The 25,828-nt window shown below is 58.1% G+C and carries 19 protein-coding genes; 6 read left to right on the forward strand and 13 right to left on the reverse strand.

What is annotated here, in order from left to right; genetic code table 11:
- Window positions 1-5 precede the first annotated feature (5 nt).
- Entirely contained in the window at window positions 6-2,711 is a 2,706-nt protein-coding gene (malT, locus tag HWQ14_RS06685; RefSeq protein WP_176609305.1) for an HTH-type transcriptional regulator MalT, read from the reverse strand.
- A 573-nt stretch (window positions 2,712-3,284) separates the two neighbouring features.
- Between malT and malP the strand changes: the two genes are divergently transcribed.
- Window positions 3,285-5,678, forward strand: a complete 2,394-nt coding sequence (gene malP, locus HWQ14_RS06690) for a maltodextrin phosphorylase (protein ID WP_176609306.1) — start codon at window positions 3,285-3,287, stop codon at window positions 5,676-5,678.
- A gap of 9 nt (window positions 5,679-5,687) precedes the next feature.
- Complete coding sequence (gene malQ, locus HWQ14_RS06695; RefSeq protein WP_148420577.1) at window positions 5,688-7,769, forward strand: 4-alpha-glucanotransferase; 2,082 nt, start codon at window positions 5,688-5,690, stop codon at window positions 7,767-7,769.
- Window positions 7,770-7,835: 66 nt separating this feature from the next.
- Here malQ and gntT read toward each other — a convergent pair whose 3' ends face one another.
- The 3 genes from gntT to gntX form a co-directional block, all read right to left on the reverse strand.
- Complete coding sequence (gene gntT / locus HWQ14_RS06700) at window positions 7,836-9,152, reverse strand: gluconate transporter (RefSeq protein ID WP_148420578.1); 1,317 nt, start codon at window positions 9,150-9,152, stop codon at window positions 7,836-7,838.
- A 307-nt stretch (window positions 9,153-9,459) separates the two neighbouring features.
- Entirely contained in the window at window positions 9,460-10,035 is a 576-nt protein-coding gene (gene nfuA / locus HWQ14_RS06705) for a Fe-S biogenesis protein NfuA (RefSeq protein ID WP_003861601.1), read from the reverse strand.
- A gap of 61 nt (window positions 10,036-10,096) precedes the next feature.
- On the reverse strand, window positions 10,097-10,777 hold the full coding sequence (gene gntX, locus HWQ14_RS06710; protein ID WP_176609307.1) for a DNA utilization protein GntX: 681 nt from the start codon (window positions 10,775-10,777) through the stop codon (window positions 10,097-10,099).
- 36 nt (window positions 10,778-10,813) lie between these two features.
- Here gntX and bioH point away from each other — a divergent pair, with 36 nt between their 5' ends.
- A complete protein-coding gene (gene bioH / locus HWQ14_RS06715; RefSeq protein ID WP_176609308.1) occupies window positions 10,814-11,596 on the forward strand; it encodes a pimeloyl-ACP methyl ester esterase BioH in 783 nt (260 codons plus the stop codon).
- Here the strand turns inward: bioH and feoC are convergent.
- From feoC to greB, 5 genes are all read right to left on the reverse strand, one after another.
- Entirely contained in the window at window positions 11,568-11,807 is a 240-nt protein-coding gene (gene feoC, locus HWQ14_RS06720) for a [Fe-S]-dependent transcriptional repressor FeoC (RefSeq protein WP_148420581.1), read from the reverse strand. The two genes, bioH and feoC, sit on opposite strands and share 29 nt — an antisense overlap.
- A gap of 11 nt (window positions 11,808-11,818) precedes the next feature.
- The gene (feoB, locus tag HWQ14_RS06725; protein WP_176609309.1) at window positions 11,819-14,137 is read right to left on the reverse strand and encodes a Fe(2+) transporter permease subunit FeoB; all 2,319 of its coding nucleotides are present in this window, start codon (window positions 14,135-14,137) and stop codon (window positions 11,819-11,821) included.
- A gap of 30 nt (window positions 14,138-14,167) precedes the next feature.
- The gene (gene feoA, locus HWQ14_RS06730; protein ID WP_003861611.1) at window positions 14,168-14,395 is read right to left on the reverse strand and encodes a ferrous iron transporter A; all 228 of its coding nucleotides are present in this window, start codon (window positions 14,393-14,395) and stop codon (window positions 14,168-14,170) included.
- Between the two features lie 331 nt (window positions 14,396-14,726).
- Window positions 14,727-17,057: a Tex family protein gene (locus HWQ14_RS06735; protein WP_176611162.1), complete on the reverse strand. Its 2,331-nt coding sequence runs from the start codon at window positions 17,055-17,057 to the stop codon at window positions 14,727-14,729.
- Between the two features lie 87 nt (window positions 17,058-17,144).
- Window positions 17,145-17,618: a transcription elongation factor GreB gene (greB, locus tag HWQ14_RS06740; RefSeq protein WP_148420583.1), complete on the reverse strand. Its 474-nt coding sequence runs from the start codon at window positions 17,616-17,618 to the stop codon at window positions 17,145-17,147.
- Between the two features lie 228 nt (window positions 17,619-17,846).
- On the opposite strand from greB, the gene ompR reads away from it, so the two are divergent.
- Together ompR and envZ are read left to right on the forward strand one after the other, a co-directional pair.
- Complete coding sequence (ompR, locus tag HWQ14_RS06745) at window positions 17,847-18,566, forward strand: osmolarity response regulator transcription factor OmpR (RefSeq protein WP_176609310.1); 720 nt, start codon at window positions 17,847-17,849, stop codon at window positions 18,564-18,566.
- The gene (gene envZ / locus HWQ14_RS06750) at window positions 18,563-19,909 is read left to right on the forward strand and encodes a two-component system sensor histidine kinase EnvZ (RefSeq protein WP_148420584.1); all 1,347 of its coding nucleotides are present in this window, start codon (window positions 18,563-18,565) and stop codon (window positions 19,907-19,909) included. The genes ompR and envZ overlap by 4 nt, the downstream gene beginning before the upstream one ends.
- 125 nt (window positions 19,910-20,034) lie before the next feature.
- On the opposite strand, the gene pckA is transcribed toward envZ, so the two are convergent.
- Window positions 20,035-21,654: a phosphoenolpyruvate carboxykinase (ATP) gene (gene pckA, locus HWQ14_RS06755; RefSeq protein ID WP_176609311.1), complete on the reverse strand. Its 1,620-nt coding sequence runs from the start codon at window positions 21,652-21,654 to the stop codon at window positions 20,035-20,037.
- Window positions 21,655-22,029: 375 nt separating this feature from the next.
- Here pckA and HWQ14_RS06760 point away from each other — a divergent pair, with 375 nt between their 5' ends.
- Window positions 22,030-23,787 (forward strand): DUF4153 domain-containing protein, encoded by a 1,758-nt coding sequence (locus tag HWQ14_RS06760; RefSeq protein WP_176609312.1) that lies wholly within the window; start codon window positions 22,030-22,032, stop codon window positions 23,785-23,787.
- A 36-nt stretch (window positions 23,788-23,823) separates the two neighbouring features.
- Here HWQ14_RS06760 and hslO read toward each other — a convergent pair whose 3' ends face one another.
- From hslO to yrfG, 3 genes are read right to left on the reverse strand one after another with little or no spacing between them, the layout of a single operon-like run.
- A complete protein-coding gene (gene hslO, locus HWQ14_RS06765; RefSeq protein ID WP_176609313.1) occupies window positions 23,824-24,708 on the reverse strand; it encodes an Hsp33 family molecular chaperone HslO in 885 nt (294 codons plus the stop codon).
- 18 nt (window positions 24,709-24,726) lie between these two features.
- Entirely contained in the window at window positions 24,727-25,128 is a 402-nt protein-coding gene (gene hslR, locus HWQ14_RS06770) for a ribosome-associated heat shock protein Hsp15 (RefSeq protein ID WP_148420588.1), read from the reverse strand.
- Window positions 25,125-25,808, reverse strand: coding sequence for a GMP/IMP nucleotidase (gene yrfG / locus HWQ14_RS06775; RefSeq protein WP_006812237.1), 684 nt, complete (start codon window positions 25,806-25,808; stop codon window positions 25,125-25,127). Before yrfG ends, hslR begins: the two co-directional genes overlap by 4 nt.
- Between the last annotated feature and the right edge of the window lie 20 nt (window positions 25,809-25,828).

The raw sequence follows: 25,828 nt of genomic DNA on the forward strand, positions 1-25,828 counted from the left end.
GGGCATCAGACCCCGTACCCCATCATCTTCAGCAGCTGCTGCGCATGCTGCACGGCGTCCTGACGGTGCGCCACGCCCAGCTTCTGATACAGATTGCGAATGTGCGTTTTGATGGTGGTCGCCGCCACCGCCAGCTCGCCAGCAATCTGCTCGTTGCTGTAGCCGGAATAGATTAGCCCCAGCACCTGCCATTCACGCTGGGTGAGCGGGCTGGTGCGGATAAGCTCCGGCACTTCCGGATGGTTCAGCAGTCGTTCAACAAAGTTCTCATCGAAATGCGCAAACTTGTGGCGGTGGTGCTGGTTGATCTCGCGCAGAATGCGCTGGGCGCGATGCTGGTCGAGTTCCGGCAGCGTGTTGAGCTGAATCAGCTGGCGCAGCTGCTGCGCCATCACTTCACCCTCAATCACAAAGTGGCTGATAAACCCGGTGCGGTTCGCCAGCTGCAACGCTTCCAGCAGCACGCGCTGGGCGTCGCTTTTACGTCCCGCCTGCCAGTAAAGCTGGTTTAACAGCAGCAGGTTACGGTTCAAATCACTCATCAGGCGCAGGCTGCGGGCGTTTTCATTTAACTCTTCCAGCACGATCTCGGCAGGCTCAAAGTCGCCCAGCAGGATCTGCACGCGGGCGATATTGCGCCACTGGCTTTGCAGGAAGTGGTTATTGGCAAACGCCGGTTTTGGCGTCTGACGCAGCCAGTTGGCGGCGGATTTTTTATCGCCGGTCATCTGCCAGTAAATCACCCGGACCTTATCGGCGTTGGATACCCAGTCGCTATGGTACTGACCGTTGCCGAGCAGGTTTTCAAGGCGGTTAAGATGGTTACGGGCATTATCCAGATCGCCGCGCGCCAGCGAGCACTGCACCAGCAGGGCCAGGCACTGCAATTGCTGCTGCGGCTGGAAGCTGGAAAGCACGTTCACACCCTGACGGGCGCAGCTTTCGGCTTCATCCAGCCGCGACCACGCCCACAGCAGCTGGGCGCGAATGCGCAGCAGGAACTCATGCATCGGCAGCTGCTCAAGATGCTGGTCGCGGATTAGCTGGAACGCTTTTTCCTGGTTTTCCCAGGCGGCCTGCAGGAACCCCTGAGCAAACAAAATCTCGCTCTGCTGGATCAGGCTCCACAGCGCGTAGTGCCAGACATCGTGGCGGCGCGCCATCTGTTCGGTTTGCTGCATCAGTGAAAGCGAACGCGTGAGGTCGCCTTTACAGTGCAGGACTTCGCCGTGCACCGAGGTGGCTACAATGCGGCTGTAGAAGTTCGCCAGCGGCAGCTCATCCAGGGCGACCATGGCCAGCCGTTCAGCTTCGTCCGGATCGCCGTCATTAATCGCCACCTGCGCACGCAGGGCGTTAAATTCGCCGTGCAGGGTGGCATCCATCTCGCTTTCCATCTCCTGCTCGGCGCGCGCCAGCAGGGTGTTCACTTCGCTGTAGCGATGCTGGCTCTGCATCAGCCAGGCCTGGAGCAGCACCAGGCGCGGGTTCTCCAGCAGGCTCTCCCACGGCAGCGCTTTTAGCGACTCCTCCAGCAGCGTCAGCTCGCTGTGGTTGAACAGCCCCCACGCGTGGTTGAGCAGAATATCGCGCAGCATACCGGCATCACCGGCGGCCAGCGCGTGGTGGATAGCCTCGCTCGGAAAACCTTGCGCCATCCAGCTTTCGGCGGCGGCGCGGTGTATTTCAGGCAGCTCAGCGGCCAGCTCCCACTGGCAGCGCTGGCGCAGGAAGCTGCCAAACAGCGGGTGGTAGCTAAACCATTCGCCGGGATCGTCCATCCGCGTCAGGAACAGGCCCTGACGTTCAATCTCTTCAAGCTGAAGCTGACCGTTTTCAATGCCGGTGACGCGCACAATCAGCGCATCGTTCATGGAGCGCAGCAGGGAGCTTTTCAGGAGGAAGTGGCGGGTAGTGAGATCGACGCTGTCGAGGACCTCGTCAACCAGATAATCCGACAGGTGGCTGGCGTTGATTCCCGCCAGGCGACGCGCGGACTGGTGCGTCGGGCTGTTGTTTTGCCGCGTGGACAGGGCAATCAGCTGAAGCGCCGTGGCCCAGCCAGCAACATCATCACACAGGCGGCTGCTTTCAGACGCTTCAATCGGAGAGGTCAGACGGCAGTCAAAGAACTGCTTCGCTTCCTGATGGGTAAAAGCCAGCTGCTGGCTGCCGATTTCGAGCAACTGATCGCGCACGCGCAGGTTGGCAATGCCCAGCTGCGGCAGGTTACGCGACAGCACGACCAGCGTCAGATTTTCCGGCTGGTGGCGCAGGAAGAAACGCATCGACTCGTGAATAACCGGGTTAGTGATCAGATGGTAATCATCAATCACCACGTACAGCGGACGGTGCCATTCGGCCAGCTCGATAAACAGCTGTGAGAAAAGGGAGGACAGGCTGGCGTACTGGCGCTTTTGCACCATCACTTCGCTGGTGACGCAGTGTCCGTTGGTTGCCTGCTGAATAGCGGCAATTAAATAGCTGGCAAAACGCTCCTGCTGGTTATCCCCCTCGTCAAGGGAGTACCAGCCGAGATCGCTCTTGCCCGCCGCCCATTGTGAAATGAGCGTTGTCTTTCCATAACCTGCAGGGCTCGTAACCAGCGCCAGTCGGAAATTATGCGCGCCGGAAAGTTTAGCCAGCAGGCGCTCGCGGACCACAGTATGGTCAAGACGAACCGGGCGACTTAATTTGGACGGAATCAACATAGTTTTCACTTCACTGTGGGGAACGAGAGAAATTATTTTTTTTGCGCTTCGTAATTAATGCCTATAAGTTCGGCCAATAAAGGAACTATTGCAAGTTATGTCTGGGTTTTGTACCCGTGAATTTGCACTGTGTCACAAAACATTATCCGGAATGTTGGAACTTTCTCATTCAGGGCTGGATGCCGCGCCGCTGCTGGTTTGAATGCGTGGAGAAAGGCTTCGCTGAAACTGGTTTCAGAAAGAGATAATGACGGAAAAGTTAATAAAGTCAGGGTAACGTTTCAGGGACTTCATCGCGGTACTTAATTATCCTCCGCGTCCGAAAATATTATTCCAGGTAAGTAATCATTTCAGGGAGGATTAATTTCCCCCGAAACCGCATTTCATTTTTTTGACACGCTCCGGGATATCTTTTTCCCCGCAAAGCACACTCACAGAGTGGCCTCGATCACACTTTTATGCTCATCCCCGCTACTCCTCCCTGCCTAATCCCCGACAGGAGGAGGAAGAGGCGCAATGAGCCAGGCACACTAGCGCCAAATGTGTTTTCTCTCTACAGGATGCCGATTCCCTATGTCACAGCCTACTTTCAACAAAGCTCAATTTCAGGCTGCCCTGACGCGTCAGTGGCAGCGTTTTGGCCTTCAAGCTGCAAGCGAGATGACGCCGCACCAGTGGTGGCAGGCGGTGAGCGGGGCGCTCGCAGAGCAGCTGGATGCTCAGCCCGTGGCGAAGCCCGTTAAAGGCCAGCGCCACGTCAACTACATCTCGATGGAGTTCCTGATTGGTCGCCTGACGGGCAATAACCTGCTGAACCTTGGCTGGTATCAGGACGTCGGTGATGTGCTGAAAGAACACGACATTAATTTGACCGATCTGCTCGAAGAAGAGACTGATCCGGCGCTGGGCAACGGTGGTCTGGGACGTCTGGCAGCCTGTTTCCTGGACTCCATGGCTACGGTGGGCCAGTCCGCCATTGGCTATGGCCTGAACTATCAGTATGGCCTGTTCCGTCAGTCGTTTGCCGACGGTCACCAGATGGAAGCGCCGGACGACTGGCACCGCAATACCTATCCGTGGTTCCGCCACAACGCGCAGCTGGACGTGCAGGTAGGGATTGGCGGTAAAGTCACGAAGCAGGGCCTCTGGGAGCCGGCGTTCACCCTCACCGGCGAAGCCTGGGATCTGCCGGTGCTCGGTTACCGTAACGGCGTGGCGCAGCCGCTGCGACTGTGGCAGGCGAAGCACGCGCATCCGTTCAACCTGACCAAATTCAACGACGGTGATTTCCTGCGCGCCGAGCAGCAGGGTATTGACGCCGAGAAGCTGACCAAAGTGCTCTACCCGAACGACAACCATCTGGCGGGCAAAAAGCTGCGTCTGATGCAGCAGTACTTCCAGTGCGCCTGCTCCGTGGCGGACATTCTGCGCCGCCACCACCTGGCGGGCCGCACGCTGGCGCAGCTGCCTGACTTCGAGGTCATCCAGCTGAACGACACCCACCCAACCATCGCCATTCCGGAACTGCTGCGCGTGCTGATCGACGAGCATCAGCTGAGCTGGGACGACGCCTGGGCAATCACCAGCCGCACCTTCGCCTACACCAACCACACCCTGATGCCGGAAGCGCTGGAGTGCTGGGATGAGAAGCTGGTGAAAACGCTGCTGCCGCGCCATATGCAGATCATCAATAAGATTAACGATCGGTTCAAAACGCTGGTGGAGAAAACCTGGCCGGGCGATAAGGCCGTCTGGGCGAAGCTGGCCGTGGTGCACGACAAGCAGGTACGCATGGCGAACATGTGCGTGGTGAGCGGGTTTGCGGTAAACGGCGTGGCCGCGCTGCACTCGGATCTGGTGGTGAAGGATCTGTTCCCGGAATATCACCAGCTGTGGCCGACCAAATTCCACAACGTGACCAACGGCATTACGCCGCGTCGCTGGATCAAGCAGTGCAACCCGCTGCTGGCCGGTCTGCTGGATAAAACCCTCAAGAAAGAGTGGGCCAACGATCTGGACCAGCTGATTAACCTGGAAAAATACGCTGACGACGCAGCGTTCCGCGAAGAGTACCGCGCCATCAAGCGGGAGAACAAGGTTCGTCTCGCGGAGTTTGTGAAAATGCGTACCGGGATTGTCATCAACCCGAATGCGATTTTCGACATCCAGATCAAGCGCCTGCACGAGTACAAACGCCAGCACCTGAACCTGCTGCACATCCTCGCGCTGTATAAAGAGATCCGTGAGAACCCGCAGGCCGACCGCGTGCCGCGCGTGTTCCTGTTCGGTGCGAAAGCGGCGCCGGGCTATTACCTGGCGAAAAACATTATCCTCGCCATTAATAAAGTGGCGGCGGCGATCAACAACGACCCGAAGGTGGGCGACAAGCTGAAGGTGGTGTTCCTGCCGGACTACTGCGTCTCTGCGGCTGAGATGCTGATCCCGGCGGCGGATATCTCTGAGCAGATTTCGACCGCCGGTAAAGAAGCGTCCGGTACCGGCAACATGAAGCTGGCGCTGAACGGCGCCCTGACCGTCGGCACGCTGGACGGCGCGAACGTTGAAATCGCGGAGAAGGTCGGTGAAGAGAACATCTTTATCTTCGGCCATACTGTTGAAGAAGTGAAAGCCATCAAAGCCAAAGGTTACGACCCGGTGAAATGGCGTAAAAAAGACAAAGTGCTGGATGCGGTGCTGAAAGAGCTGGAAAGCGGTAAGTACAGCGATGGCGACAGGCACGCGTTTGACCAGATGCTGCACAGCATGGACAAACAGGGCGGCGACCCGTACCTGGTCATGGCTGACTTCACGGCTTACCTTGAAGCGCAGAAGCAGGTCGACGTGCTCTATCGCGACCAGGAAGCGTGGACCCGCGCGTGCATCCTGAACACCGCGCGCTGCGGCATGTTCAGCTCTGACCGCTCAATCCGTGATTATCAGGCCCGTATCTGGCAGGCAAAACGCTAAGGAAGCGCGATGGAGAGTAAACGTCTGGACAGTGCCGCGCAGGCGGCGGGAATTAGCCTCAGTTACATCAACGCGCACGGCAAACCGCAGTCAATTGGTGCGGATACCAAACGACGTTTGCTGGATGCCATGCACAAAACCGACGCGAAAGCGTCGGCTGCGCCGGTGCCGAACGTGAAGGTCTTTACCGCAGGCAAAAAGATGCCGCTGGCGGTGGAAGGGCGCGGCGAGTTCAGCTGGCTGCTCACTACCGAAGAGGGGCATCAGCACAAAGGCCAGGCCACCGGCGGCAAAACGCTTAACCTTCCGGCGAAGCTGCCGGAGGGCTACCACACCTTAACGCTCACCCGGGACGACCAGCGTTTTCACTGCCGGGTGATCGTGGCGCCAAAGCGCTGCTATGAGCCGCAGGCGCTGCTCGAAGGCAAAAAGCTGTGGGGGGCCTGCGTGCAGCTCTACACCCTGCGCTCGGACAGCAACTGGGGCATCGGCGATTTCGGCGATCTGAAAAAGATGCTGGTGGACGTTGGCGAGCGCGGCGGGGCATTTATCGGCCTTAACCCGATCCACGCGCTCTATCCGGCCAACCCGGAAAGCGCCAGCCCGTACAGCCCCTCTTCCCGTCGCTGGCTGAACGTCATTTACATCGACGTTAACGCGTTAGAGGATTTTAAAAACAGCAAAGAGGCGCAGGCCTGGTGGAAGCTTGAGACCACGCAGCACATGCTGAAACAGGCTCGCGACGCGGACTGGGTTGATTACGCCACCGTTACCGCCCTGAAAATGGCGGCCCTGCGTCTGGCGTGGAAGGGCTTTGCGAAGCGTGACGACGAGCAGATGGCAGCCTTCCGCCAGTTTGTGATGCAGGAAGGCGAGAGCCTTTACTGGCAGGCGGCGTTTGATGCGCTGCACGCTTATCAGGTGCAGGAGGACGAGATGCGCTGGGGCTGGCCGGTATGGCCGAAAGCGTATCAGTCCGTTGATACCCCGGAAGTGAAGGCGTTCTGTGAAACGCACGCCGACGAGGTGGATTTCTATCTCTGGCTGCAGTGGCTGGCGTACAGCCAGTTTGCCGCCTGCTGGCAGGTGAGCCAGGGCTATAAGATGCCGATCGGGCTGTATCGCGATCTGGCCGTGGGCGTGGCGGAAGGCGGCGCGGAAACCTGGTGCGATCGTGAGCTTTACTGCCTGAAGGCCTCCGTCGGTGCGCCGCCGGATATCCTTGGCCCGCTCGGTCAGAACTGGGGCCTGCCGCCGATGGATCCGCACGTCATGGCGGCGCGCGCCTACGAGCCGTTTATCGACCTGCTGCGCGCTAACATGCAGAACTGCGGCGCGCTGCGTATCGACCACGTGATGTCCGTGCTGCGTCTGTGGTGGATCCCGTATGGTGAAACGGCAGACCACGGGGCGTACGTGCAGTATCCGGTTGACGATCTCCTGTCGATCCTCGCGCTGGAGAGCAAACGTCACCAGTGCATGGTGATCGGTGAAGATCTCGGTACCGTGCCGGTGGAGATTGTCAGCAAGCTCCGCGACAGCGGCGTCTACTCCTACAAAGTGCTCTATTTTGAAAACGACCATGAGAAAACCTTCCGCGCGCCGAAAGCGTACCCTGAGCAGTCAATGGCAGTCGCGACGACGCATGACCTTCCTACGCTTCGTGGCTATTGGGAAAGCGGCGATCTGACCCTTGGCAAAACGCTGGGGCTTTATCCTGATGAAGAGGTCCTTCGCGGCCTGTATCAGGATCGCGAGCTGGCGAAGCAGGGGCTGCTGGACGCGCTGCACAAGCATGGCTGTCTGCCGAAGCGCGCCGGGCATAAGGCGTCGCTGATGTCGATGACCCCAACGCTTAACCGTGGCTTACAGCGCTACATTGCCGACAGCAACAGCGCCTTACTTGGTCTGCAGCCGGAAGACTGGATTGATATGGCGGAGCCGGTGAACATTCCGGGAACCAGCTATCAGTACAAGAACTGGCGCCGCAAGCTGTCCACAACGCTTGAGAAGATGTTTGCCGATGACGGGGTAAACAGGCTGATTAAGGATCTGGATAAGCGCAGAAGGGCGGTGGGCAAGAAGCGGTAATTTGCCCCTCACCCTAACCCTCTCCCCAACGGGGAGAGGGAACCGATCGAGTCTCTGTGAGGGAAGTCAGACCACCATATTCAACAGCAGCACCCCGACCAGACCACACACCGAAATAATGGTTTCCAGCGCGGACCAGGACTTGATGGTTTCACCGATGGTCAGGTTAAAGTACTCCTTGAACAGCCAGAAGCCCGGATCGTTCACGTGGGAGAAAATCACGCTACCGGAACCTACCGCGATAACCATCAGCTCAGGGCTGACGCCCGTTGTAGCGATCAGCGGCGCAACGATACCGCCTGCGGTGATTGCCGCAACGGTTGCAGAGCCCAGCGCGATACGCAGAACCGCGGCGATAGACCAGGCCATCAGGAGCGGCGACACGTTGGTTTCATGCATCATGGCCGCGATGTATTTATCCACGCCGCTGTCGACCAGCACCTGCTTGAACGCACCGCCACCGCCGATAATCAGCAGCATCATGGCAATGATTTTGATGGATGAGGTCAGCGTGTCGTTGATCTGATCCATGGAGCGACCGCGGTTAAGCCCGAAGGTGAACATGGCGATCAGCACCGCAATCAGCGTTGCCATCACCGGGTCGCCCAGGAACTCGGCAACGGCCAGGAACGCGTGGCCTTTTGGCAGAACCATCTCCGCTACGGCACGCATCGCCATCAGGATCACCGGCACCAGCGAGGTCCAGACGCTGACGCCAAAGCCAGGCATCTCTTCTTCGGTGAAGGTTTTGGCGCTGTACAGCCCTTCCGGGATTGGCTTATCAATGCCTTTCAGGAAGCGGGCATAAACGGGGCCTGCCAGGATAACCGTTGGGATCGCCAGAATCGTACCGAACAGCAGGGTTTTACCCATATCGGCATGGAAAATGGTGGCGATAGCGGTTGGGCCCGGGTGCGGCGGCAGGAAGCCGTGGGTCACGGACAGCGCTGCTGCCATTGGTACACCCACGAACAGCAGCGGGATGTTGGCGGCGGCGGCGATGGTAAACACCAGCGGCAGCATCAGCACGAAGCCCACCTCATAGAACAGCGCGAAGCCGACGGTAAAGCCGGTTAACACCACCGCCCACTGAATGTGCTGCTTACCAAATTTCTCAATCAGCGTGGTGGCGATACGCTGCGCGCCCCCGCAGTCCGCCAGCATTTTACCGAGCATGGCGCCGAAGCCCATGATCAGCGCCAGGCTGCCGAGCGTACCGCCGACGCCGGCTTTGATGGAGCTGATAACCTTAACCAGCGGCATTCCCTGCATCAGACCGACTGCAAGTGCCACCAGAACCAGAGCGATAAATCCGTTCATTTTGAAGCGGATCATCAAGAGCAGTAATAACACAACACCGATAGCGACGATGACTAATGGCATGATTGACCTGGCCTTTGAATTGTTATGGGTAACGTCATTGTTTCAACGACAAATTCCGGTTGTCCCAACTGGGAACAGAGCGATAACGGCACTCATACTGATGCCTGCGAAACCGTTAAGTTTAGTCGGCTGTTATAAGGGTGTTGAGTGCCCATGGGAATGATACGGGTAACATAGAGCGGTTGAGAATCACCCAGGATGGCAAAATTTAAATTATGCGACGCAGGTCAACATATAGAGGCGGGAGGCAGGAGGAGGGTCGGCCCGGTAAGCGTAGCGCTACCGGGCAATACGGACGGGCACGGAATCAGTAGTAAGAGTGCTCGCCGCGCTGGTGTTCGGTCAGATCGCGTACGCCCTTAAGCTCAGGGAATTCGTTCAGCAGCTGCTTCTCGATCCCTTCTTTCAGGGTGACATCGACCATGGAGCAGCCGTTACAGCCGCCGCCGAACTGCAGGATAGCCAGACCGTCTTCGGTGATTTCCATCAGGGAAACGCGACCGCCGTGGCCCGCCAGCTGCGGGTTGATCTGGGACTGCAGCAGATACTCCACGCGCTCCATCAGCGGCGCATCGTCAGACACTTTACGCATTTTCGCGTTCGGTGCCTTCAGGGTCAGCTGAGAACCCAGCTGGTCGGTGACAAAGTCGATTTCCGCATCTTCAAGATACGGCGCGCTCAGTTCATCGACGTAAGCGGTGAGCTGCTCAAATTTAAGGGCAGTGTCGGTTGCTTCCACAGCGTCCGGAGGACAATACGAGACACCACATTCTGCATTCGGAGTGCCTGGATTGATCACAAACACGCGGATCTGCGTCCCTTCTTCCTGATTTGCCAGCAGTTTGGCAAAGTGCGCTTGTGCAGAATCGGAAATACGGATCATAGCTTTGGCCTAATAGTTGACTAAATTACCTGGGTATAATCATACGCCCATTGAAGAAGGGCTACAAGGTACGGCACAGACACCATACCTGAACTGACGCGGCGCCGCTTTGCAAAAGCAGTCGGGAAAGTTCAGCAACGGTACTGCCCGTCGTGACGACATCATCCACAATCGCGATATGGAGGCCGCTAACCGGCAATTCAAGGCGAAAGGCGTTTTTCAGGTTCCTTTTGCGCGACCGGGCGTTGAGCCGGTGCTGAAGGGCGGTGGCGTGGACGCGCGTCAGCGCAGAGGCTGGGTAGCGGCAACCCAGCCAGCGGGCGAGCGGACGGCACAGCAGGTCGCTCTGATTGTAGCCGCGCCGCCAGTGGCGACGCTGAAAGAGGGGCACGTTCACGATCGCGTCGACCTGCGGCAGCCCGCGCGTTCGCCGCGCCTGAAGCACCGCCAGTAACAGGAGGCGTGCCAGCGGCTGCGCCAGCGCGCTCTGGCTGGAAAACTTGAACTGATGAATCAGACGGCTCAGCGGTAAAACGTAATCATCCACCGCCACGAGCGCACTCCACGGCGGCGCTTTTTTAAGGCATCGTCCACAGGGGAGCGTCTGGCTGACGGCAGGCAAGCCGCACTGCGGGCAGCCCTTCAGGCAGCCCACAGCTCGCGTGCAGACGGAACAGACGCCCCACGCGCTTAGCGCAAGCGGCATTCGGCATAGCCAGCACAAGCCGGGCACTGTTAGCATACGTAACCTCCATGTGAAAAAAGAGAACGTTAACTGATGAAGACGCTGTGGTGGCAGACCGTAGGGACGGGAAATTGTCATCTTGTGCTGCTGCACGGATGGGGACTGAACGCCGAAGTGTGGCGTTGCATAAGTGAGGAACTGGCCTCGCAGTTCACGGTACATCTGGTCGATCTGCCGGGGTATGGCCGCAGCCACGGCTACGGCGCGATGACGCTCGACGAGATGGCGGAGCAGGTTCTGGATGCCGCGCCGCAAAAAGCCGTCTGGCTCGGCTGGAGCCTGGGCGGGCTGGTGGCAAGCCAGATTGCGCTGAACCATCCTGAGCGGGTTCAGGCGCTGGTGACGGTGGCGTCATCACCGTGCTTCAGCGCCCGCGAGGCGTGGCCGGGCATCAAGCCTGAGGTGCTGGCCGGATTCCAGCACCAGCTGAGCGAAGACTTCCAGCGGACGGTGGAGCGTTTTCTGGCGCTACAAACTATGGGGACGGAGACCGCCCGGCAGGACGCGCGGACGCTGAAACAGACGGTGCTTTCCCTGCCGATGCCGGAAGTTGACGTGCTGAACGGTGGGCTGGAGATCCTGAAGACGGTCGATCTGCGCGAGCCGCTGGCGTCGCTGGCGGTACCGCATCTGCGTATTTATGGCTATCTGGATGGGCTGGTGCCGCGCAGGGTGGTTCCGCTGCTGGACGCGCTGTGGCCGGAGAGCCAGTCGCTGGTGGTTGCCAAAGCGGCACACGCGCCGTTCATCTCTCATCCTGCTGAGTTTTGTTCGGCGCTGTGCTCCTTTACTGGCGAAGCGTCCACCACTCCCTGAGGCAGGCTTTACCTTCCGGACAACTTTTACAACTGCCGGACAGACAACCGTCCGGCTCTTCCTGAATGCGCACGGCTTTTCCCATCGCCTCCAGCCTTTCCAGCATGGCATCGATCATCGGCTGCGGCGTATGCAGGCTGAGGCTGAGCTGCTTCGCCTCCATTCGTCCCTGTAGCGCCAGCAGGTCACGTACCTGAATCAACGTTGCCATCCGTTTGCCCCTTAGTGACAGTCGCCCGCAGGGCTGCTGCAGCAGGTGGTTGGGGTTTTGCGCGTCGCCAGCAGGTTGACGTCAACGCGGCTACGCGCCCGGCGCAGCAGGCCAATCACCATCACGTTAAACAGGATCACCGCCAGGATACAGACCAGGCTGTAGCGCGGATGCTGCCCGTAGTTAACGGCCTGGTAAAACACGGTCGCCAGCGAGTAGGCAATGTTCAGCCCCCACAGAATGGAGAAGCCCATCCAGCCGCGGCTGGACTCGCGGGCGATGGCCCCCATCACCGAGATGCACGGAATATAGAGCAGGACGAAGATCAGGTAGCTGTAGGCCGCCGACGCGCTGCCGAATTTCTGGCCCATCACGCCCATTGCCCCGGTCGCCATTTCGCCGTCGCCCTTGCTGGCTTCAATCGGGTTCGCCAGCACGCTCAGGCTGAAGGTGTCTTTCAGGCTCTGCCAGGTCTCTTCCGCCGCGCCGAGCAGTTCATCACCGAGGTGGAACGCTGCCGGATTAAACTCCTCGTCCTGAATATTCTCAGCGGTGTAGAGCGTGTTCAGGGTGCCGACCACCACTTCTTTTGCCATCGCGCCGGTGAACAGGCCCACGGTTGCCTGCCAGTTGTCCTCCTGAACACCAATCGGTTTGAAGATCGGGGTAATAATCCGGCTGACGGAGGCAAGCGCAGAATCATTAATGTTATCTGCCGCCTGGCCGCTCAGGGTGAAGCTGTTAAGGGCGCTCAGGAAAATGCTGACCACCACAATCACCTTACCGGCGCGCAGCACAAAGCCTTTCAGGCGCTGCCATGTCTGAATTACCAGGCTCTTCAGATGCGGAACGTGGTAAACCGGCAGCTCCATCACGAACGGCGACGCTTCGCCGCGCATGATGGTGTGCTTCAGCATCAGGCCGGTGAGGATAGCCATCACGATACCCAGCACATACAGGGAGAAGACGGCCAGCGCCCCTTCCTGACCAAAGAACGCCGCGGCAAACACCGCGAAGATCGCCAGACGCGCGCCGCAGGACATGAACGGTGCCATCATGATGGTCATCAGGCGTTCACGCGGTGCGTCCAGCGTACGGGCGCCCATTACCGACGGCACGTTACAGCCAAAGCCGACAATCAGCGGCACGAAGGATTTGCCCGGCAGCCCCAGCGCCTGCATCAGGCGATCCATTACGAAGGCCGCGCGCGCCATGTAGCCGGAATCCTCAAGGAAGGAGAGGAACAGGTACATCATGCCGATTTGCGGCACCAGCGGCAGGACGGTGTTGATACCGCCGCCGATCCCCTGGGCAAGGAAAATGGTCAGCCATTGCGGGAAGTGGAGGGTGTAGCCCAGCCACTGAATGCCGTGCACGAAAATAGCGACAGAGCCGCCATCAAAGATCGGCTGCAGTGCACCGCCGATGTTAATGGCGAGCAGGAACATCACGTACATTACCAGTAAAAAGACCGGCAAACCGAGGAACCGGTTGAGCACGATTTTATCCACTGCGGCGGTAAAGCGGCTGGGCTCCGCGGTTAACGCGTTGCTGACCACGTCGCAGATCGCGGCGATGGCCTGATAGCGGGCATCCGCAATATGCAGAGCGGGATCGTCCAGCTCGTCGCTCAGGCGAGCCAGCGCAGCGTCCAGCTTATCCGCCGCATCGCCTGCGTAGGCGCGGCTGTAGATATCCCCTTCCAGCATTTGCAGGCCAAGCCACAGGCGCTGTCTGGCAGGCATGGCGTTGTCCATCGCCTGCGCCAGCTGGCCGGCTTCGCGCAGCAGCGGCTGCGCGTAGTGCACCAGCTCAACGTTGGCGTTGCCCGTGTGGCGGTCAATTGCCAGCTTCAGGGCGTCAATGCCGCGCGCGCGGGTAGAAACCAGCGGAACCACCGGGCAGCCCAGACGGGCGGAGAGGGCATCGACGTCGATGCGCAGCTTTTGCTTCTCTGCGATGTCGAGCATGTTAAGCGCCACGATGCAGGGAATGCCCAGCTCCAGCAGCTGTAACGTGAGATAGAGATTTCGCTCGAGATTGGAGGCATCTACCACGTTGATTAACAGATCCGCGTCGCCGCTCAGAATATAGTGGCAGGCGATCTGCTCATCGAGAGAGGTCTGGGAAGAAATGGTGGTGAGTGAATAGGTTCCCGGCAAATCAACCAGCGTGACCTGATTGTCTGTCGTCGTGAACTGGCCTTCTTTACGTTCAACCGTTACGCCTGCCCAGTTTCCCACTCGCTGGCGCGCGCCGGTTAATTGATTGAATAATGTTGTCTTGCCGGAATTAGGATTGCCAATTAAGCCAATAGTTAATTTTTTCATTGTATTAGACCCACCAAAACCGCTGGCTTGTTAACGGGATAGAGATTCAACTTCAATTAATGCGAGGTCTTTTTTACGCAGAACCAGATTTACGCGTCGGGTTTCGATATGAACAGGATCGCCCAACGGCGCCACGCGCACCACCTGGAACGATGAGCCGGGCAGCATGCCCAGTGACAGCAGCTTCTGCCGGTAGGCCGGGCTTATCTCACGGGTAAAACCGATAATTTTCCACGCACTGTCTGGAGTGAATTGCATAGCGCCTGATTCCACGAGAGGTTAAATAATCTACACTGCGATGATAATGAGAATAGTTTTTATCAGCAATAATAAAAATGTGACGGGATGTTGTTAAACGTATTAATTTGCGGTCAGATTGACCTTGCTCAATATTTACGGAATTACGCGGAAGGGGATAATAAATTTATTTGTTAACGGAGTGATAACTAGTGGTTTAAATATGGATATGCAATCGGTTTCATATATTTCGAGATGATTTATTCCCCTCACCCTAACCCTCTCCCCAGAGTGGAGAGGGGACTTTAACACCCTCTCCCCTCTGGGGAGAGGGCCGGGGTGAGGGGAGAGGTCAGCGTTTCTTACCCATTGCCGCCGCCAGCGCATCCATCATGGCGCTGTTGCCGGCCGGCTGTGCGTCACGTCCACGCGGCTTCGCGGCCTTCGCTGCCGGACGCTGCTGTTCGCGGCCACCGCCGTTACCGCCTCGGCGCGCGTTGGTTTCACCCGGCTGCTCGTCCAGACGCATGGTCAGGGCGATACGCTTGCGCTGGAGATCCACTTCCAGCACCTTCACCTTCACGATGTCGCCCGCTTTGACCACGGTATGTGGATCTTCCACGAACCTGTCGGCGAGGGATGAGATATGCACCAGACCATCCTGATGCACCCCGATATCCACAAACGCGCCAAAGTTGGTGACGTTCGTAACTGCGCCTTCCAGCACCATGCCCGGCAGCAGGTCGTTCATGGTTTCCACGCCGTCAGCAAAGGTCGCGGTTTTAAACTCGGGACGCGGATCGCGGCCCGGCTTTTCCAGCTCTTTGATGATGTCGGTGACCGTCGGCACGCCGAACTGTTCGTCGGTGAAATCCACGGCTTTCAGGTTACGCAGCGCGCTGCTGTCGCCCATCAGATCTTTCAGCGCCTGCTGGGTGGCGGCCAGAATACGCTCTACAACCGGGTACGCTTCCGGGTGAACGGTAGAGGCATCCAGCGGGTTATCGCCGTGGTTAATGCGCAGGAAGCCCGCGCACTGCTCAAACGCTTTTGGCCCCAGGCGGCTAACCTTAAGTAACTGCTGGCGGTTCTGGAACTGACCGTTTTCATCACGCCAGGCGACGATGTTCTGCGCCATCATGCGGGTCAGGCCTGCCACGCGGGTCAGCAGGGGTACGGACGCGGTGTTCAGGTCCACGCCGACGGCGTTTACGCAGTCTTCCACCACCGCGTCCAGCTTACGCGCAAGCTGCGTCTGGCTCACGTCGTGCTGATACTGGCCCACGCCGATGGATTTCGGGTCGATCTTCACCAGCTCCGCCAGCGGATCCTGCAAACGACGGGCGATAGAGACCGCACCGCGCAGGGAAACGTCCAGATCCGGGAACTCCTGTGCCGCCAGCTCGGAGGCGGAATAGACCGACGCTCCCGCTTCGCTGACGATCACTTTCTGCGCCGTTACCTTCGGGAACTGCTTCTGCACGTCGAGGTAGAAACGCTCGGTTTCGCGGGAGGCCGTACCGTTACCGATGGCGACCAGCTCAACGTTATATTTTTCACACAGCGCAGCCACGACCGTCGCCGCCTTCGCTGCCTGGCCGGTGTGCGGGTAAATGGTGTCGGTGGCAACCAGCTTGCCGGTACCGTCAACCACGGCCACCTTCACGCCGGTACGCAGACCCGGATCGAGACCCATGGTGGCGCGCAGGCCAGCGGGGGCGGCCATCAGCAGGTCGTGCAGGTTACGGGCGAAGACGTTAATCGCTTCGTCTTCGGCGCGCTCGCGTACGGTGCCCATCAGCTCGGTTTCGAGATGCATCAGCACCTTGATGCGCCAGGTCCAGCTCACCACGCCTTTGCGCCAGCTGTCCGCCGGAGCGTTGTTCAGGCGCAGGCCGAGGTGATCGATAATGATCTGCTCGCAGTGGCTCTCTTTTGGCGGCTCGTCAAACTGCGGATCGGCATTCAGGGAGAGTTGCAGTACGCCCTCGTTACGGCCGCGGAACATCGCCAGCGCGCGGTGAGACGGTACGGTTGAAATGGGTTCGTGATGATCGAAGTAGTCGCGGAATTTCGCGCCTTCTTCCTCTTTGCCGGCCACCACGGTGGCGACGATATGCGCGTTCTTCCACAGATAGTCACGCACTTTGGCCAGCAGCGCGGCGTCTTCGGCGAAGCGCTCCATCAGGATGTAACGTGCACCGTCCAGCGCGGCTTTGGTGTCCGCCACGCCTTTGTCGGCATCGATAAATCTGGCGGCTTCGGTTTCCGGGTCGTGAGACGGATCGTTCCACAGCAGGTCGGCCAGCGGCTCAAGGCCTGCTTCAATCGCAATCTGCCCGCGCGTGCGGCGCTTCGGTTTGTACGGCAGATAGAGATCTTCGAGTTCGGTTTTGCTGAGGGTACCGTTAATGGCTTGTTCCAGTTCACTGGTCAGCTTGCCCTGCTCGCCGATAGACTTGAGGATCGCCTGACGCCGGTCTTCCAGTTCGCGGAGATAGCCCAGACGCGTCTCCAGGTTACGCAGCTGCGTGTCATCCAGACCGCCGGTGACTTCCTTACGATAACGTGCAATAAACGGCACGGTGTTCCCTTCATCAAGCAGGCGAACGGCAGCTTCTACCTGTTCGGCTCTGGCCTGAATATCACCCGCAATAATGCGGCAGAGCGACTCTTTCATCATGGTCAGTTCATCTTGTGGATCGAAAATCAGGGGGATAGTTATACGGGCTGACACCGAAAAATGCCAGCCGGGGAGGGCGCTCTCGGACTATTTAACATACTCGATTTCGTTGACGTACCAGCTTGCTTCACCCGCGGGCGTCTGGACGATGGCTAAATCGCCCACCTCTTTTTTCAGCAGGGCGCGGGCCATCGGCGAATCGATAGAAATGTAATCCTTACGACCAAAAATTTCATCGTAACCGACGATGCGAAAACGCAGGGTATTGCCGTCATCATTTTCGATCTCCACCCAGGCGCCGAAGAACACTTTACCTTCCTGCTGCGGGGAGTAATCGACGATTTTGAGATTTTCGAGGCATTTGGTCAGGTAGCGCACCCGGCGATCGATTTCGCGCAGGCGCTTTTTATTGTACTGGTAGTCCGCGTTCTCGCTGCGATCGCCCAGGCTTGCCGCCCAGGTGACTTTTTTGGTCACTTCAGGACGCTCTTCGCGCCACAGGTAATCCATCTCTTTTTTGAGTTTCTCATACCCTTCACGGGTGATCAGGGGCGTTTTCATGGTGCAGCCTTTAATGCCGGTTAACTGTCTTTGCGCACAATACGTAGCGCACAGTGTAACAGACAAGATTAATAATGATTTATGTGATGAAATGAACAGATAAGCTGCTGTTAAATATGCTTTGTAACAATTTCGTCTAGAATTTATACCAGAATTTGCTGGTCGAACACGTGCACTTTTTTAGAATACGCTGTTCCAGGCCTATCCGAACCTTTGGGAGTACACACAATGCAAGAGAACTACAAAATTCTGGTCGTAGATGACGACATGCGCCTGCGTGCGCTGCTGGAACGTTATCTGACAGAGCAGGGCTTCCAGGTTCGTAGCGTCGCGAACGCGGAACAGATGGATCGTCTGCTGACGCGTGAATCCTTCCACCTGATGGTGCTGGACCTCATGCTGCCGGGCGAAGACGGGCTCTCTATCTGTCGCCGCCTGCGCAGCCAGAGTAACCCGATGCCGATCATCATGGTGACGGCGAAGGGTGAAGAAGTTGACCGCATTGTCGGCCTTGAAATCGGCGCTGACGATTACATTCCAAAACCGTTTAACCCGCGTGAGCTGCTGGCGCGTATTCGCGCCGTGCTGCGTCGTCAGGCGAACGAGCTGCCTGGCGCGCCGTCTCAGGAAGAGGCGGTGATTGCATTCGGTAAGTTCAAGCTGAACCTCGGCACCCGTGAGATGTTCCGTGAAGATGAGCCAATGCCGCTCACCAACGGCGAGTTCGCGGTACTGAAAGCGCTGGTCAGCCACCCGCGCGAACCGCTCTCCCGTGACAAGCTGATGAACCTCGCGCGCGGTCGTGAATATTCCGCGATGGAGCGCTCTATCGACGTACAGATTTCCCGTCTGCGCCGCATGGTGGAAGAAGATCCGGCGCACCCTCGCTATATTCAGACCGTATGGGGTCTGGGCTACGTGTTCGTCCCGGACGGCTCTAAAGCATGAGGCGAATGCGCTTCTCGCCGCGAAGCTCGTTTGCCCGCACGCTGTTACTGATCGTCACCCTGCTGTTCGTCAGCCTGGTGACGACCTACCTGGTGGTGCTGAACTTTGCGATCCTGCCGAGCCTTCAGCAGTTTAATAAGGTGCTGGCATACGAAGTGCGTATGTTGATGACCGATAAGCTGCAGCTGGAGGACGGCACGCAGCTGGTCGTTCCCCCGGCGTTCCGTCGGGAAATCTACCGCGAGCTGGGCATTTCACTGTATTCGAACGAAGCGGCGGAAGACGCGGGCCTGCGCTGGGCGCAGCACTATGAATTTCTCAGCCAGCAGATGGCACAGCAGCTTGGCGGTCCGACGGAAGTACGCGTTGAGGTCAACAAAAGCTCGCCGGTTGTCTGGCTGAAAACCTGGCTGTCACCCAACATCTGGGTGCGCGTTCCGCTGACCGAAATCCATCAGGGCGACTTCTCGCCGCTGTTCCGCTACACCCTGGCGATTATGCTGCTGGCCATCGGCGGCGCGTGGCTGTTTATCCGTATCCAGAACCGACCGCTGGTCGACCTGGAGCATGCGGCCCTACAGGTCGGTAAAGGCATTATTCCTCCGCCGCTGCGTGAATACGGCGCGTCGGAAGTGCGCTCGGTAACGCGTGCGTTTAACCATATGGCCGCAGGCGTCAAACAGCTGGCGGACGATCGTACGCTGCTGATGGCGGGCGTCAGCCATGATTTACGCACGCCGCTGACGCGTATCCGCCTGGCGACGGAGATGATGGGCGAACAGGATGGCTATCTTGCCGAGTCCATCAACAAGGATATCGAAGAGTGTAACGCCATCATCGAGCAGTTTATCGACTACCTGCGCACCGGGCAGGAGATGCCAATGGAGATGGCGGATCTGAACGCGGTGCTGGGGGAAGTGGTCGCCGCCGAAAGCGGCTACGAACGTGAAATTGCCACCGACCTTCAGGCGGGTGAGATTCAGGTACGTATGCACCCGCTCTCCATCAAACGCGCGGTCGCGAATATGGTGGTCAACGCGGCGCGCTACGGCAACGGCTGGATTAAAGTCAGCAGCGGTACGGAACTTAACCGCGCGTGGTTCCAGGTGGAAGACGATGGCCCGGGCATCAAGCCCGAACAGCGTAAGCACCTGTTCCAGCCGTTCGTGCGCGGCGACAGCGCGCGCAGCACCAGCGGCACCGGCTTAGGCCTGGCGATTGTGCAGCGTATTGTTGATAACCATAACGGACTGCTGGAAATTGGCACCAGCGAGCGGGGTGGTTTGAGTATTCGCGCGTGGTTACCGGTGCCGGTGATGCGGGGGCAGGTTAAGGAGGGTTAAAAAAGGGTGGCTTTAGCCACCCTTTTTCGTAGGTCGGGTAAGGCGAAGCCGCCACCCGACAAGGTACGTTCTCTGCGGCCTGATGCCCTCACCCCAACCCTCTCCCACAGGGAGAGGAAGAAGGGCTACAGCTTCGGCCCCGCACTCACCAGCGCAGCACCCGCCGGGGTATCGGTATACTTCTCAAAGTTCTCAATAAACAGCTTCGCCAGCGATTCTGCCTTTTCACGCCACTGTTCCGGTGAACCGTAGGTATTGCGCGGGTCAAGGATACGGGTATCCACGCCCGGCAGCGCCGTTGGGATCGCCAGGTCGAACATCGGCAGCGTAAAGGTCTCGGCGTTATCCAGCGAACCGTCCAGAATGGCGTCAATGATGGCGCGCGTATCTTTGATGGAGATACGTTTGCCCGTACCGTTCCAGCCGGTGTTCACCAGGTAGGCCTGCGCGCCGGATGCCTGCATGCGCTTCACCAGAACTTCCGCGTACTGCGTCGGGTGCAGCGACAGGAATGCCGCGCCGAAGCAGGCGGAGAAGGTTGGCGTTGGCTCCGTCACGCCGCGCTCGGTGCCCGCCAGCTTGGCGGTAAAGCCGGAGAGGAAATGGTACTGCGTCTGGCTGGCCGTCAGGCGAGAAACCGGCGGCAGGACGCCGAAGGCATCTGCGGTCAGGAAGATCACCTTCGTGGCGTGGCCCGCCTTCGACACCGGCTTCACGATGTTGTCGATGTGGTAGATCGGGTAAGAGACGCGGGTGTTTTCCGTTTTGGACGCATCGTCGAAGTCGACAGAACCATCGGCGCGCACGGTGACGTTTTCCAGCAGCGCATCGCGGCGAATGGCGTGGTAGATATCCGGCTCTGCCTCTTCAGACAGGCGAATGGTCTTCGCGTAGCAGCCGCCTTCAAAGTTAAACACGCCGTCGTCGTCCCAGCCGTGCTCGTCGTCGCCAATCAGACGGCGTTTTGGATCGGTGGACAGCGTCGTTTTACCGGTGCCGGAAAGGCCGAAGAATACCGCCACGTCGCCTTTTTCACCGACGTTGGCCGAGCAGTGCATGGAGGCGATACCGCGCAGCGGCAGCAGGTAGTTCATGACGGAGAACATCCCTTTCTTCATCTCGCCGCCGTACCAGGTCCCGCCAATCAGCTGGATGCGCTCGGTCAGGTTGAAGGCGATGAAGTTTTCGGAGTTCAGACCCTGCTCTTTCCACTGTGGGTTAGTGCATTTCGCCCCGTTCATGACGATGAAATCCGGGGTAAAGTCCTGCAGCTCTTCGTCAGTCGGACGAATGAACATGTTCTTCACGAAATGCGCCTGCCAGGCCACTTCGGTGATAAAGCGTACGGAGAGGCGGGTGTCGGCGTTAGCGCCGCAGAAAGCATCGACGATAAACAGACGCTTTCCGGAAAGTTGATGGGTGACGAGCCCTTTCAGATGCTGCCAGGTTTCGGGAGAGAGCGGTTTGTTATCGTTCTTCCCTTTGCCTTTATCAGCCCACCACAGCGTATCGCGGGTGGTATCGTCTCGGACAATATACTTATCTTTCGGCGAACGGCCGGTAAAGATACCGGTATCGACGGCGATAGCTCCAAGGTTCGTCAACACACCTCGCTCGTATCCTTCCAGCGCTGGATTGAGCTCTTCCTGATACAGCGTATCGTAATCGGGGTTGTAGACCACTTCCTGAACGTCGTGAATACCATAAGCCTTGAGATCTTGCGGGGTTAAACCATTAACACGCATATCACTGCTCCTTAGCCAATATGTACTGCCTGAAATTGTAGGGTTTTTCTGGGGATGTTAACCGCGACGGGGCTCATAGATTTACGTATCTGGTCAAAACCCTTACTAACGGAAAACCCTGCGACTCCAGCCACAGGGCGGGCAGATTATCGCAGGAATCGCTTTTTGGTTGGGGAAAATGTTCTTAAAAGGTTAATTGATGGTGAATTTAACCGGAAGAATGTGAATGTAATCGCATACATGTAGGAAAATTACGTAAGGGTTACATTGAGAAAACGATTCATGTCTCCCGCAGCTATGATTTCAGATATTGCCGTTGACGCCCTGTTATCGCTTTAATGGGGCACTATGCTTTTCGTAAACAAGGGATGAAAGATGGACAACAGTGAAACGTTATCCCCTTCAACGCGCCTGGCCGTCGTGCTGGCGGGCGCCTTACAGGGAGTGCTCTGCTATGCCATTACCTGGTACATCGGGTATGCGAAATTGCCGACCGATACGCTGTGGTTGATGTGCGTTATTCCTGCCACCGTGGTAATGACGACCACGATGTCGCTTGCTGTGACATCGTTCCGAAAGCCTTTTTTGTGGCTGGCGCTCGGGATGACCGGCGCGGCCGTTGCGGCCATGGGCGGCTGGCTTAAGTGGAGCGTAGCGGGGCTCGAAAGCTGGAGCATCAGGGATGAGATGCTCGTTTTCGGCTTTCACCTGCTGCTGATGACGCTGTTCATACTGCCATGGCTACAGCGGCGTCTGGATCCCGTCCCGACTACCTCCTTTTACAGCGACTTTTATCAGCGAAACTGGCATAACGCGCTGACGCTGCTCGTTATTTTTGTTTCAAATGGCCTCTTCTGGCTGGTGCTTTTCCTGTGGGCCGAGCTTTTCGAACTTATCGGCATACGCTTTTTTGATCGGCTTTTCTTCCATTCTGACGGGTTTATTTCAGTGGCGACTGGCGTAGTTTCAGCCAGTGCGGCCGTGCTCACGCGCGTGCAGGTACGGTTACTCCTTGCCCTGCAAAACCTGCTCACCCTGATCGCCACCGGTCTGCTACCCCTGATGGCGGCGCTGGCCCTGCTCTTTATTGGCGCGCTGCCTTTCGTCGGCTTCGAAACCATTTCGGCCAGGATATCCGCCGCGGGCTTGCTCACTACCCTGGCGCTGCTGCTGCTATTCCTGGTGACGATAGTGTGGCATCCACAGCGTCAAACGCTGCCTTACTATGCCCCGCTGCGAGGGATGATTCGCCTTGCCGTGGCTATCGTACCCGCATATCCGGTTCTGGCGGGGTGGGCGCTTTGGCTACGCATTTCGCAATACGGCTGGTCACCCGAGCGTCTTTACGGCGTGTTGATAACCATCGTGGCGCTGGTCTGGGCGGTCGGATTTTGTGCCAGCGTCCTGATACAGCGTCGTGAGCCGCAGCAGATCCATACGTACGTCATCCCGGCGACCGGGCTGCTTTCCCTCGTCTTCCTGATGTTGATCCATACCCCCGTGCTGGATCCGTGGCGAATAAGCGTCGCAAGCCACATGGCCCGCTATCAGACCGGAAAAATTACCGCGGATCGGGTAAGCCTCCACATGCTCAGCCACGCCGGGCGCAAGGGGCGTGAGGCGTTACAAACGCTGCAAAACGATCCGCAGTTTATGTCTAACCCGAAACGCGCGCGTGAAGTGAAAGGGTTGCTCGCCGGCAGCCCCCGGGGAGCGGGACAAATGACGGCCACCATGCTGGAGAAAGCGATCCAGCTCGCGCCCGGCATGCCGCGTCCCGATAGCGCGCTATGGCAAGCGATGCTCAGGGAGCAGTATCGGTTTGAATCCTGCAGCAGGGCGCAGAGAAACTGTTTGCTCATGCCGCTGGACCTGAATGCTGACGGTAAACCTGAGGCCGTGCTGTACCAGTTTACCGATCGCGCCATCATGGCCTATACGCATACCGGTACGGGCTGGCAGCACGTGGGGGATGGTTGGACAATGCCGGAAGGACTGACGCGCGAGGAGCTGGACCGTGCCTTACAGCAGGGAAAGGTTAAGCCGGTCGTGAAGCCCTGGGCAGATATTGAAATTTTCGGGGAACGCGTAGATATGCTTTACGGCAGTGGCGCTAGCTTACGGCGCCCATAACGAATAACGGCTCCGTAAGGAGCCGTTTTGCCATGCTTAGTGAACCTGCGGGTCCGCCGGAGAGGCGTTATTGCGGATCTCCGCGATATCCATCGAATTGAACACGTAGTGCGTACCGCAGTAGTCACAGTGCATATCGATTTCACCGTCTTCCGCCATGATGCTGTCGATCTCTTCGTCCGGCAGCGTTTTCAGGGCGCCAGCACAACGCTCGCGGGAGCAGGTGCACTTAAATTCCACCGCCTGCGGATCGTAGACCGTCACCTCTTCTTCGTGGTACAGACGCCACAGCACGTCGGTCGCCGACAGGGTGAACAGCTCTTCCGCTTTGATGGTTTCCGTCAGGGTTGCCAGATGCTCGAAATCATTGGTCTGCGCATCCTGCGCTGGCAGAACCTGCAACAGCATGCCGCCGGCTGCCGGCTGGCCATCCACTTCACCGGTACGGATGAACAGGCGGGTTGGCAGCTGTTCGGAACGCATGAAGTAATCTTCCAGGCAGGCGGCAAGCGTATCGCCTTCCAGCCCGACAACGCCCTGATAGCGCTCGCCCTCTTCAGGGGAGATGGTGATCACCAGGTAGCCGTTGCCGACCAGCGTTTTCAGATCGGCATTTTCAGGCACATCGCCCTGAACGCGCGCCACGCCGCGCATCTGCTGCTGGTTGTTGCCGTTGATCACCGCCAGCGACATCGGGCCATCGCCCTGAAGCTGAACGGTAATATCGCCCGCGAACTTCAGCGTGGCGGTCAGCAGGCTGGTGGCAACCAGCAGTTCGCCCAACAGGGTTTTCACCGGCAGCGGGTAGTTGTGGTTTTCCAGAATCTGTTTCCAGGTTTCGGATACGGTGACCGGCTCGCCGCGCACGGCGAATTGTTCAAACAGATAGCGGTGTAATTGGTCGTGTTGGGCCATTTTCATCTCTCGTGCAGGTGAGGGTTACTCGTTCTCACCGTGTTTAAATTTCATCAGATCGCGGCGCTCCTTTTTATCCGGTCGCCGGTCCGGGTGAGGCATGGTCAGCGCATTCATTTTGCGCGCCAGCGCGGTTTTCTCGCGCTTCGCTATGCTTTCCGCCGTCTCTTCATAAAGCAAAACGGCTTCCGGGGCGGGCCGCCGCTGTTCGGTAATGGCTTTCACCACTACCGTTTTCTCATCGTTGCCCTGGCGAAGCGTCAGCGTGGCATTCAGCTCAACCAGCTTGCTCGGTTTGCTGCGCTGGCCGTTGTAATGCACCTTACCGCCGTCAACCATTTCACGGGCAAGGGCGCGCGTTTTGTAAAAACGGGCGGCCCACAGCCATTTATCCAGTCTTACCCCATCAGAGGGTTTTTCTTTCATGGCGTCTCCTTCACGGTGAGTGAGGGGATCATCCGGCGATAGTCGTTCAGCCCCGGATGTCGCAGATAGCTTTTTTCAGCCAGGCCGGAATCAGGATTGGTCACGCCAAGGCAATAGCGAATGCCAAACGCTGCCGCAGAATCCAGAATCGGCTCGCTGTCGTCAATGAACAGCGTCCTTTCCGGCTGTAAACCGGTCTCTTCCACCACCGCATGCCACAGCCGCTGATCCTCTTTCGGATAACCAAATGTGTGGGTGGAAAGTAATAAATCAAGGTGTGAAGCAAGACCGGTATGTTCCAGCTTCACGGCCAGGTTATGGGGATGCGCGTTCGTCAGCAGAATACGGCGCTTGCCGCAGGCTTTCAGCGCGTCCAGGAACGGGACCGTATCGTCGCGCAACACGGCGCGCGCGCCCTGGGCGGTGGTCATGGCGCAAATATCCAGACCGAGTCGCTCGCTCCAGTAGTCAAGACAGTACCAGTTTAGCGTATGCTGCACCGCACTATACTGCGAACGAATGAATTCCTGCGCTTCTGCCGGGGAGATCCCCTGCTGTTCACCGTACGTTTCCGGGACCAGCTTTTGCCAGAAATAGTTATCAAAGGCGAGATCGAGCAGCGTGCCGTCCATATCAAGCAGGACGGTATCGACCGCCTGCCAGTCGATGTCAAGATGCATAAGGGGGAACTCCAGCCAGA

Origin of the sequence: Enterobacter cloacae (genome assembly GCF_013375935.1) — a bacterium.
GTDB lineage: Bacteria > Pseudomonadota > Gammaproteobacteria > Enterobacterales > Enterobacteriaceae > Enterobacter > Enterobacter pasteurii.

Excerpts from the sequence above, each read along its gene's own strand:
- malT (WP_176609305.1), bottom strand. The coding sequence starts at position 2,711 with ATGTTGATTCCGTCCAAATTAAGTCGCCCGGTTCGTCTTGACCATACT.
- malP (WP_176609306.1), top strand. The coding sequence starts at position 3,285 with ATGTCACAGCCTACTTTCAACAAAGCTCAATTTCAGGCTGCCCTGACG.
- malQ (WP_148420577.1), top strand. The coding sequence starts at position 5,688 with ATGGAGAGTAAACGTCTGGACAGTGCCGCGCAGGCGGCGGGAATTAGC.
- gntT (WP_148420578.1), bottom strand. The coding sequence starts at position 9,152 with ATGCCATTAGTCATCGTCGCTATCGGTGTTGTGTTATTACTGCTCTTG.
- nfuA (WP_003861601.1), bottom strand. The coding sequence starts at position 10,035 with ATGATCCGTATTTCCGATTCTGCACAAGCGCACTTTGCCAAACTGCTG.
- gntX (WP_176609307.1), bottom strand. The coding sequence starts at position 10,777 with ATGCTAACAGTGCCCGGCTTGTGCTGGCTATGCCGAATGCCGCTTGCG.
- bioH (WP_176609308.1), top strand. The coding sequence starts at position 10,814 with ATGAAGACGCTGTGGTGGCAGACCGTAGGGACGGGAAATTGTCATCTT.
- feoC (WP_148420581.1), bottom strand. The coding sequence starts at position 11,807 with ATGGCAACGTTGATTCAGGTACGTGACCTGCTGGCGCTACAGGGACGA.
- feoB (WP_176609309.1), bottom strand. The coding sequence starts at position 14,137 with ATGAAAAAATTAACTATTGGCTTAATTGGCAATCCTAATTCCGGCAAG.
- feoA (WP_003861611.1), bottom strand. The coding sequence starts at position 14,395 with ATGCAATTCACTCCAGACAGTGCGTGGAAAATTATCGGTTTTACCCGT.
- HWQ14_RS06735 (WP_176611162.1), bottom strand. The coding sequence starts at position 17,057 with ATGATGAAAGAGTCGCTCTGCCGCATTATTGCGGGTGATATTCAGGCC.
- greB (WP_148420583.1), bottom strand. The coding sequence starts at position 17,618 with ATGAAAACGCCCCTGATCACCCGTGAAGGGTATGAGAAACTCAAAAAA.
- ompR (WP_176609310.1), top strand. The coding sequence starts at position 17,847 with ATGCAAGAGAACTACAAAATTCTGGTCGTAGATGACGACATGCGCCTG.
- envZ (WP_148420584.1), top strand. The coding sequence starts at position 18,563 with ATGAGGCGAATGCGCTTCTCGCCGCGAAGCTCGTTTGCCCGCACGCTG.
- pckA (WP_176609311.1), bottom strand. The coding sequence starts at position 21,654 with ATGCGTGTTAATGGTTTAACCCCGCAAGATCTCAAGGCTTATGGTATT.
- HWQ14_RS06760 (WP_176609312.1), top strand. The coding sequence starts at position 22,030 with ATGGACAACAGTGAAACGTTATCCCCTTCAACGCGCCTGGCCGTCGTG.
- hslO (WP_176609313.1), bottom strand. The coding sequence starts at position 24,708 with ATGAAAATGGCCCAACACGACCAATTACACCGCTATCTGTTTGAACAA.
- hslR (WP_148420588.1), bottom strand. The coding sequence starts at position 25,128 with ATGAAAGAAAAACCCTCTGATGGGGTAAGACTGGATAAATGGCTGTGG.
- yrfG (WP_006812237.1), bottom strand. The coding sequence starts at position 25,808 with ATGCATCTTGACATCGACTGGCAGGCGGTCGATACCGTCCTGCTTGAT.